Source organism: Kitasatospora purpeofusca, assembly GCF_000718025.1.
Classification (GTDB): Bacteria; Actinomycetota; Actinomycetes; order Streptomycetales; family Streptomycetaceae; genus Kitasatospora; species Kitasatospora purpeofusca.
The window spans coordinates 39,913-49,724 of the sequence record NZ_JODS01000045.1; the positions used below are offsets into that span (position 1 = coordinate 39,913).

8 protein-coding genes are annotated in these 9,812 nt (G+C 73.3%); all 8 read right to left on the reverse strand.

Annotated elements, in window-relative coordinates; genetic code table 11:
- Positions 1–66 precede the first annotated feature (66 nt).
- Positions 67–2,418: an acyltransferase domain-containing protein gene (locus tag IF01_RS0137905; RefSeq protein WP_051757012.1), complete on the reverse strand. Its 2,352-nt coding sequence runs from the start codon at positions 2,416–2,418 to the stop codon at positions 67–69.
- A 49-nt stretch (positions 2,419–2,467) separates the two neighbouring features.
- Complete coding sequence (locus IF01_RS0137910) at positions 2,468–3,523, reverse strand: aldo/keto reductase (RefSeq protein ID WP_030398185.1); 1,056 nt, start codon at positions 3,521–3,523, stop codon at positions 2,468–2,470.
- A gap of 8 nt (positions 3,524–3,531) precedes the next feature.
- Entirely contained in the window at positions 3,532–4,326 is a 795-nt protein-coding gene (locus tag IF01_RS0137915) for a thioesterase II family protein (RefSeq protein ID WP_051757014.1), read from the reverse strand.
- Positions 4,323–7,076 carry a beta-ketoacyl synthase N-terminal-like domain-containing protein gene (locus tag IF01_RS0137920; RefSeq protein ID WP_051757016.1) on the reverse strand — a complete coding sequence of 918 codons (2,754 nt, stop codon included), beginning with the start codon at positions 7,074–7,076 and terminating at the stop codon, positions 4,323–4,325. Before IF01_RS0137920 ends, IF01_RS0137915 begins: the two co-directional genes overlap by 4 nt.
- Positions 7,069–7,404, reverse strand: coding sequence for a phosphopantetheine-binding protein (locus IF01_RS0137925; RefSeq protein WP_030398188.1), 336 nt, complete (start codon positions 7,402–7,404; stop codon positions 7,069–7,071). The genes IF01_RS0137920 and IF01_RS0137925 overlap by 8 nt, the downstream gene beginning before the upstream one ends.
- 217 nt (positions 7,405–7,621) lie before the next feature.
- Positions 7,622–8,506, reverse strand: a complete 885-nt coding sequence (gene metF / locus IF01_RS0137930) for a methylenetetrahydrofolate reductase [NAD(P)H] (protein ID WP_030398189.1) — start codon at positions 8,504–8,506, stop codon at positions 7,622–7,624.
- Positions 8,503–9,492: a carbohydrate kinase family protein gene (locus IF01_RS0137935; RefSeq protein ID WP_030398190.1), complete on the reverse strand. Its 990-nt coding sequence runs from the start codon at positions 9,490–9,492 to the stop codon at positions 8,503–8,505. The genes metF and IF01_RS0137935 overlap by 4 nt, the downstream gene beginning before the upstream one ends.
- A gap of 35 nt (positions 9,493–9,527) precedes the next feature.
- Positions 9,528–9,812: methionine adenosyltransferase domain-containing protein (locus IF01_RS0137940; protein ID WP_030398191.1), on the reverse strand; the 285-nt coding region annotated here is incomplete at its 5' end.

Consider the following 9,812-nt stretch of genomic DNA (forward strand, 5'->3'; position numbering starts at 1 on the left):
CTCCTGGTAGTCGTTGGTGTCGGTTGGGTGGAACGGAATTCGGATGTCCGGGGTGTGCCCGGCACTTCAGGCCCCCGGCGGGGGGAACACGGTGCGTTCGAACGGGTAGCCCGGCAGCGAGGTCCGGTGCGGAGCACCCGCCCGGTGCAACTCCGCCCACTCGACCTCGACGCCGGCGGCCCACAGCGCCCCGAGCGCCGACAGGAGGACCTTCGGGTCGGGCGTAGCGTCGGTCGGATGCGGCAGGGCGGGCAGGACCGAGTGGTTCCGGCGCAGCCCCTCGTGGCGCCGGGCCAGTGAGGTGAGGGTGGTGCCGGGGCCCACCTCGACGAGGGCGCACCCGTCGAAGGCGTCGAGGGTCTCCAGGACGTCGTGGAAGCGCACGGCGTGGCGCATGTGCCGGCACCAGTAGCCGGGCGTGCGGACCTCGTCCGGGTCGGCCCACGTTCCGGTGGTGTCCGAGACCATCCGGATCGCCGGCCGGTGGAAGGTGATGCCGGTGAGGAACGCCTCGTACTCGTCCAGTACCGCGTCGACCAGCGAGGAGTGGCCGGCTCCCGGCACCTTCAGCAGGCGCGTCTCCAGCCCCTCGGCCGCGCGCTCCTCGACGAAGCGCTCGACCGCTCCGCGCGGCCCGGAGACGGTGACCTGGTCGGGCCCGCTGATCACGGCGACCCCGACGCCCTCCGGAAGCAGCGGCAGCAGCTCGGCCTCGGGCAGCCGTACGGCCGCCATCGCCCCGGGGGCCAGTCCGAGCAGCAACTCGGTGCGCTTGAGAACCATCCTGACCGCGTCCGGGAAGGAGAACACCCCGGCGACGCAGGCGGCGGCATACCCGCCGAGGCTGTGGCCGACGACCGCCGCGGGCCGGACGCCCCAGCGGATGAACGCCCTGGCGAGGGTGTACTCCAGGACGAAGACCGCGAGCTGAGCGGTCCGGCCGTCTGCGACGGCCCGGCCGGCCGCCTCCTCTGCGGCCTCCCCCTCCGGGTCGAACACGACGCCCAGGTCCACATCGGCCTCGTCGCGGACGTGTGCGACGCATGCATCCAGGTCCGCCCGGAAGCGCGGATCGAGACGGTACAGTCCGCGGGCCATGCCGACGTGCTGACCGCCGTGCCCGGGGAAGGTGAACACTACGGGCGGACCGCCCTCGGCGCTCGCCGGGGCCCGTTCCTTGGCCCTGACCTTCACCTCGGCGAGCGCGGCGGCCGCCTCGGCACGGTCGCGGGCCACCAGGAAACCCCGGTGGGCGTACCGCGTCCGACCGGTCTGCAGGGTCCAGGCGACGTCCTTGAACGCCTCGTTGTCCCCCGCCCGCCCGAGGTGGCCGCCGAGTCGCGCCGCAACCTCGGCCAGCGCCGACGCGGACTTCGCCGAGTAGGGCAGCAGCTGCCAGCCGGGCGTCCGGGCGGACGACCGGGCGGAGGCCGGCTCGGGTTCCTGCTCGACGATCAGGTGGGCGTGGGTACCGAAGGGACCGGACGCACCCACCGCGGCACGACGGGGCCGGGTGTCGGCACCCGGTTGGCCCGCCCCCTCGTGCACAGCGAGGACGGCGCGCACGAACGCGGCCGCGGCGGGGGCGGTGTCGGTGGCGCCCGTCGCGGCGGGGGTGCCGACCGCGACGACCGTGTCCACCGCCACGCCGCTCACCGCGAGGGCGTCACGGAGGACGCGGGCGCGGCCGTCCGCGGCGGACTCGTGAGGTCCGGTCGTGCCGACGGCGGTGCCGCGCACGACGGCGTAGATCCGGTCGCTGTCGTCCAGGGCCGCCCGGAGCGGCTTCAGCACCGCGACCGCGCATCCACCGCCGGAGGCGGCACCCACGGGGGTCCCGACAGTGACCGACCCGGCCAGGGCTAGGTCGCACTCGCCACCGAGCAGTGCCTGGACGGCGGTGTGCACCGCCACCAGCGCGGTCGCCCCGGCGGCCTGCACGGAGACGGCGGGCCCGGTCAGTCCCAGCTTGTAGGCGACCCGCGGAGCGAGGAAGTCCGCCCCGGTGCCGGCCCGGATCTGTCGGTCGTCGATCCCGGCCGCCCCGTCGGCCCGGCGCAGTCGCGCCGCGTGCCGCGTGGTGGCGCCGCCCGCGTAGATGCCGACCACCGCTCCGTCGCGGACCGGGTCGTGCGCGGCGTCCTCCAACGCGTGCTGGGCGCTCTCCAGCAGGACGCGTTGCTGCGGGTCGAGGATGGCGGACTCGCGCGGCGAGACACCGAAGAACCGGTGGTCGAAGGCGTGGGCATCCATGAGCGGACCGGAGAGCGCCTCCGGCGCGTCGGCCGGCCCGCCCGCACGGAACGCATCGAGGTCCGCGGCCTGCCCGAAACGCGCCGCCAGACCGATGATCGCGACGTGGGCGTCGATGTCACTGTCGAGGCCGCCGTCGCGGCCGACCGGTGCGAAGTCCGTCATGCTGTCCGCCCTTCCCCTGCTCGTCGAAGTGCTCTGCTCACGCCGGCCGTCACGCCACGGGCACGGTCGGACGGATGAACCGCTCACCCGTGCGGCCCAACGCGGCGTCCTGGTGACTGGCGATGAGCTCGTAGGGCTGGCCGAGCCGGATCGCGCTCGCCCGCTCCAACCGCTCCAGTTGGCCGTCGTCGAGGGTGAGGTCCAGTGCGGCGAGGTAGTCGTCGAGCTGGTCGACGGTACGCGGACCGATGACGGGCACCAGCGTGGTGGCCGAGCGGGCCGCCCGGTCGCGCAGCCAGGCCATGGCGACCCGGCCCGCGGGGGCACCGGTCTCCTCGGCCACGCCGAGCACCGCATCGACGACCGCCGTACGCCGGTCGGAGTCCTCGACGCGGATCGCCTGGCCGTCCCAGTCGCTGAGGCGGCCGCGGTCGCTCTGCCGGTACTTGCCGGTCAGCAGGCCACCGCCGAGCGGCGCCCACAGGGCGGTCCCCAGCCCCAGCGCCTCGGCCATCGGAATCAGCTCCCGGTCGGCGCCGCGCTCGGCCAGGCTGTACTCGAACTGGACGCCCACCAGGCGTGCCTGCGAACGCAGTTCGGAGAGGGTGACGGCACGCGAGATCCGCCAGGCGGGGAAGTTGGACAGCCCGGCGTAGAGAATCTTGCCGGACCGGACAAGGCTGTCGAGGGCGCTCAGAATCTCCTCGACCGGTGTCACCGAGTCCGGCAAGTGGGCCCAGTACACGTCGATGTGGTCGGTGTTGAGCCGCCGGAGACTGGCCTCGACGGAGCCGAGGATGTTCTTGGCACTGTTGCCCGTGTTGGAGATCCGGGCCCGGCCGGCGCCCAGGGAGAACTTGGTGCCCACCACGAAGTGGTCGCGGTCGGCACCGAGGAACTCTCCGAGCAGCTTCTCCGACTCGCCCACCTGGTAGTTGTCGGCGGCGTCGATGAACGTGCCGCCCGCCTCCGCGAAGCGGTCGAAGATCTTGCGGGATTCCTCGCGGTTCGCACCGCCGCCCCACAGGGTGCCGAAGTTCGCGGTGCCGAGGGCGTACTCGGAGACGCGCAGGCCGGTGTTCCGGCCGAACGTGGTGTATCGCATGGCTGTCCTCAGCTCTCCGGGTTCAGCGCGGCACCGACCAGGCGCAGGAGCTCGGCCTGCGACTTCGGGTCGCGGAAGTAGAAGTGGCCGCCGGGCACGCGGTGGGCGGCGAACGCGCCACGGGTATGGCTGCCCCAGTCGAGCTGACCGGGGTCCTCCTCGTCACCGGCGAAGGCCGTGATCGGGGTGTCCAGCGGATCCTCGAGGAGGTACTCGTGCGATTCGGCGAGTTCGGCGTCCGCGCGCAGGTAGCGCAGTGCGAGCCGCTTGAGGTCCGGCTCCTCGTGCACGGCCATGGGCAGAGCGCCCCAGCGGCTTTCGACCTGCTCCAGCAGCTCGTCGTCCGGCAGCAGGTGGATGTTCCGGCTCGTCCTGACCGGTGGCGGTTGCATCGAGGACAACAGCAGGGCCCGGGGCGGGCGCAGGCCGGCCCGGCGCAGCGCGCGGGTGGTCTCGAAGGCGATCAGCGCGCCCAGGCTGTGCCCGAAAAAGGCGAACTCCCGGCGGCCGAAGTCGACCTGTTCGACGAGGTCGGTGACCAGGTCGCCGATGCGCTTGTACGGGGCTTCGTCCTGCCGCGGCGCGCGGCCGGGCAGCCTGACCGCCCAGACCCGGACGCCGGGCAGACCGCTGCCCCAGCGCACGAACTCCCCTGCCGAGCCACCCGCGTGGGCGAAGCAGTACAGGTCGAGCGCGGTCTCCGTTCTGGGCTTGCGGCCGGAGAGCCAGCGGTCCCGCAGCTCGGCCGTCATGGCGGCTGCGGCCACCTGGTCGGCGCCCGTGGGGTCTCCGGTGCCGTTCATACGGTCTCCTCCTCGGTGGCCCGGTCGGTGCCGGTCAGCCGCTGCTCGATCAGGGCGGCCAGGTCGGCCGCGGTGGCGGACTCGAAGAGCGACCGCATCTTGATCTCGACCGGGTAGATCTCCCTGAGTTCGGCGAAGAGCTTGACCGCGATGAGGGAGTCGCCGCCGAGTTCGAAGAAGCTCTCGTCGGGTTCGATGTCCTGCAGTCCGAGGGCTTCGCCGAACAGCCGCAGCACCACACCGAGGGGCGTGTCGTCGGCGGCACGGTCGGCGGCGCCGGGCGCGCTCCCGGTGGCGGGCACGGCGCTCCGGGCGGCGGATCCGTCGTCCGCGGGCCCGTCGTCCGCGGCACCCGTCGCGGCGGTGGCGGCCCCGGTGACCGTCCGGGCTTCCTCCTCCGGGTGGCGCACCAGGTACGGGAGCCGCTCGAAGGGGTAGGTGGGCAGCACGACCCTGACCCGGCGCTCGCCCTCGTGCACACCCTCCCAGGACACCCGGGCCCCCGAGAGCCAGAGCCGGCCGAGGGCGCCGTAGAGGGACGTCAGCGCGTCGCCGCCGTCCGCCAGGCCGTCCAGGGGAGCGAGGACGAGGCGCCCGGGCGTGTCGCCGGTCGTGACCGGGCCGGCGCCCGCGCCCACCTGGAGCAGCACGGTGTCGGGCCCGGCCAGCACGGCTTCCAGCGCGACGTCCGGGGCCGCCGGTTCGCGCAGCTCACGCACCCAGCGCTCGGCCTCGATCGTCGTCCCGGCAACGTGCCGACTGCCGTCACCGAGCACGACGGAGACCCGGTGCGGTTCCGGGGCCGACAGCCCGGTGGCCCCGGCCGGTTCCCCGTTCTCGCCGCCCCGGGCCGGCGCGGCGATCAGCCGCAGCGCGTCGGCGGACCGGAGGGCACCGGCGACGACCGCCGCGACGAGCACGCCGACGCCGGTGCCGAGGACCTCGGTCGGCCGGATGCCCCAGCGTTCCCAGAGTGCGGCCAGCGCGTACTCGTGGGCGAAGACGTAGGTGTCGCGCACCACCGGGTCGGTGGGCCAGGACAGACCCCGGGCGACCTCCCGCACGCTCCGGACGAGCCCGGCATCCGCATCGGCGAGGGCGGCGTCGAAGGCCGTGCGGAAGGCCGGCTCGGTGATGTACAGCCGCCAGACCTCCGCCGGACCGATCCGGCCCGGGAAGAAGAACGCCACGGGCCGCTCGCGCGGCGGTTCCGCGGAGCGGACCGGCTCGTGCTCGGGCCCCTCCCCGACGACGGTGAACGCACGGCACTCGTGCTCGCGGCGCCCTGTCTGGAGCGTCCAGGCGACGTCGGCGTACGACGGAGCTCCGTTGGCGGTCAGGTACTCCTCGAAGCGGGCCAGCCGGGCGCTCAGCGCGGTCGGGGTACGGGCGGAGTGCACCAGCAGCTGGGCCCGCCGCTCGGACTCGCGCACCGGGCGCTCCGGCGCCTCCTCCAGAACCAGGTGGGCGTTGACGCCGCCGACCGCGAAGGAACTGACACCGGCCCGCCGCGGGAAGCCGCCCGGCTCCCAGTCGGTGAGCTCGGTGGCGACCCGGAACGGCCCGGACTCGAAGTCGATCCGGGGGTTGGGCTCGGTGAAGTGCAGGCTCGGCGGTATCCGCCGGTGGCCGAGTGCCAGGACGGTCTTGACGAAGCCCGCGGCTCCGGCGGCGGCGTCGGCGTGCCCGATGTTGGTCTTGACGGAGCCGATGGCGCAGAAACCCCGGTCGTCGGTGTCCTCCCGGAAGGCCCGGGTGAGCGCCGTGACCTCGATCGGGTCGCCGAGCGGGGTCGCCGTGCCGTGCGCCTCCACGTACGTGATGGTGCGCGCATCGGTGCCCGCCGTGAGCTGCGCCTCCCGGACGGCGGCGGCTTGGCCGGCGACACTGGGCGCGGTGAAACCGATCCGGCCGGAGCCGTCGTTGGTCACGGCCGACCCGCGGACGACAGCCCGGATGTGGTCGCCGTCGGCCAGCGCGTCGGACAGGCGCTTGAGCACCACCACCCCGACCCCGTTGCCCGCGACGGTGCCGTTCCCCTTGGCGTCGAAGGCGCGGCAGACGCCGTCGGGCGCCAGAGTGCCGTCCGGTCCGGTCCACGTGATGGTCTTCGGCGGTACGTGAACCGCGACGCCGCCCGCCAGGGCCAGGTCGCAGTCTCCGGCGAGCAGGCCCCGCCCAGCCGTGTGGATGGCCACCAGAGCGGTGGCGCAGGCCGATTGCACGGCGACGGCCGGGCCCCGCAGCCCGAGCCGCTCGGCCGTGCGGGCGACCAGGAAGTCGGGTGCGGTACCGAGAACGATGTCCTCCTCGGTGACCCCGGTGAGCCGGCTCAACTGGGCCGACAGCGCCTCGGCGTACCGGGTCTCGGTGCTGCCGCCGTAGACACCGATGGTGCCGGGGAACCGGTCGGGGTCGGTGCCGGCGTCCTCCAGGGCTGCTGCCGCGCACTCCAGGAAGACCCGGTGCTGCGGGTCGATCAGCAGGGCTTCCTTGGCGGCGTAGCCGAAGTAGTCGGCGTCGAACCACTCGGCGCCGTCCAGCCGGCCGCGCGAGGGCACGTACGTGAGGTCGCCACCGTCGGGCGCGCCACCCGGATGGACCTGCGGAGAATCGTGGACGACCGAGTCGATTCCGGCCGAGACATTGGCCCAGAATTCCTCGATGTCGGCGGCGCCGGGAAATCGGCCGGCCATTCCGACGACGGCGATGAAACCACCGGTTTCCGCCAGGGGTTCGACGTCACTCACCGAGGTCTCCGTGGGTGTCCGAGGGAGTTCCGCCCAGCTGCGCCCGCCGGTTCCCCAGGCGGTTCAGCCGACCGGTGGCGCGGCGGCCGGCTCCGGCGGGCGCGGCGGTCCCCCCGTCCCGCAGGTGGCGCGCGAGGGAGCGAACGGTCGGGTGGGTGAAGAACTCGACGAGTTCGACTTCCCTCCCGGTGCGGCGGACGACCCGCTCCTGGACCATCCGGAGCAGCACGGAGTGGCCGCCGAGGTCGAAGAAGTTGTCCTCGTCGCCCACTTCGGGGACTTCCAGGACCTCGCACCAGATCTCGGCGATGACGACCGCGAAATCCACTTCCCGCGGATTCGCATGGGATGCGTGCACTGCGTTCCTCCCCCCTTCGGACCGCCGTTCGGCGCTTCCTTAGGATCATCTGCCGCTCCCGGGAGGGTGTCCAATAACTCCTTTCCCGGTCGGGCAGAACTGTCGTTTATGGCAATGGGCACAGAACAGCGGCGCGACCCGGCCGGGTTCCGATGACGGAGTTCCGGAGCGGGTCGCGCCGCTGGGGTCAGACGGCCACCGCCCGGGTGGCCATGACGGCGCGGTGGATGTCGAGCGTGGCCGTGGACCGGTTCAAGGTGATGTAGTGCAGTCCCGGGGCTCCTTCCGCGAGCAGCCGCTCGGACATGGCGACCGCGTGTTCCACTCCGATCCGGTGGCCTTCCGCGGGCCGGTCGCGGGCCGCATCCAGCCGGCGGGCCAGCTCGTCCGGGAAGGCCGCGTCGCTGAGTTCGGCGAACCGGCGGATCTGCCGCACGTCGGTCGCCGGCATGATCTCCGGGATGATCGGAATGTCACAGCCGGCCGCGGCCACCCGGTCGCGCAGCCGCAGGTAGTCCTCGACGTCGAAGAACATCTGGGTGAGGGCGTAGTCGGCGCCCGCCCGGCACTTGGCCACGAAGTGCCGGATCTCGCTGTCCCAGTCGGCGGATCGCGGATGACGCTCGGGGAAGGCCGCCACACCCACACTGAACGCTCCGGCCTCCCGTACCAGGGTGACCAACTCGTGGGCATAGGTGAGGCCGTCCGGGTGCGGCACCCACGGGCCGCGCGGGTCCCCGGGCGGATCACCCCGCAGGACCAGGACGTCGCAGACACCGGCATCCGCGTACTGACCGAGGATGCGCCGCAGTTCGGCGACCGTGTGGCCGACTGCGGTGAGATGGGCGACCGGCCGCAGGGTTGTCTCGGCCGCGATCCGCTTCGTCAGTTCGACGGTGCGCTCCCGGGAGGACCCGCCCGCCCCGTAGGTGACGGAGACGAAGGCGGGTGCCACGGGCTCGATCCGGCGAATCGCGTCCCACACCCCGCGCTCGCCGGTCTCCGTACGAGGAGGGAAGAACTCGAACGAGAAGGAACGGGTCCCGGCCGCGAGCAGTTCACGCAGTGTCATGTCGCCCGCCCGAGGACGAGCCCTTGGACCGCCCGCAGTTCCTCCGCGGCGCCCGGTCCGTACGCGTCGCGCAGGCGTTCCGCCAGGAGCTCCGGACCGACGTCGTACTCCTCGGAGCCGAGGGTGTCCTGCACGGAGGCCGCCACCGCGCAGCCGAGCCGGCCGGCCGCGACGGGCGGCAGGCCGGCCGCGACGGCGGCGAGGAAGCCGGCGAGGAAGCCGGCGCCGGCGCCGGGCGGATCCGTCGCCCGACCGCGCGGAACGGCCGGGACGAGGAGTGCGGATTCCCCTCGGCGCTCCAGCCGCGCGCCGCCCTGGTCGAGCGTCGTCACCCAGGTGCCGACACCGGCGAGGATGTCCGCGCGGGTGCGGCCGGTCTGCCCGGTCAACCGGGCCGCCTCGGCCTCGTCGGTGAACAGCCAGGCAGCGCCGTCCACCAGTTCCGTGACCTGGTCGCCGGTCAGCCGGGCGAGCTGTCGGCCGGGGGCGGCGGCGAACGGGATGCCCCCGGCCCTGGCCCAGCGGGTGTGGCGGATCATCGCCTCCGGGTCGTTCGCGCAGACCACGACGAGGTCCGGCCGCTCCCCCGCCGCCGTCACGAGGTCGATCTCCCTGGCCTCCTCCATCGCGCCCGGACAGAAGGTGGTGATCCGGTTGCCGTCCCCGTCGGTGACCCGGACGTACCGCGCGGTCCGGGCCGTCTCCGAGACCCGGAGTGCGTCCGTGTCGACCCCGTGTTCCTTCAGCCGAACCTCGTACGGGCCGAAGTCGAGCCCGACGGAACCGACCAGCCGGGGGGTCAGGCCCAGTCGGCCGAGGCCGTACGCGAGGTTGGCCGCCGCGCCGCCGCGGCGCACCTCCAGGTCGTCGACCAGGAAGGACAACGAGATGTGGGCGAGCTGATCGGGGATCAGTTGATCGGCGAAACGGCCGGGGAAGACCATCAGGTGATCGGTCGCCAGTGATCCTGACACCAGTACGCGCATCGATGGGTGCTCCTGTCGAGTCCGGTCCCCGCCGATCAGGCCTCGAGGGCCTTCTTCAGCTGCTCCACCCGGTCGGTCCGCTCCCAGGTGAAGTCCGGCAGCTCACGGCCGAAGTGGCCGTACGCGGCGGTCTGCGAGTAGATCGGGCGCAGCAGGTCCCGGTCGCGGATGATCGCGGCCGGACGCAGGTCGAACACCTCGGTGACGGCCTTCTGGATCGAGAGGACCGGCACGGTCTCGGTGCCGAAGGTCTCCACGAACAGGCCGACCGGCTCGGCCTTGCCGATCGCGTAGGCGACCTGCACCTCGGCGCGGCGGGC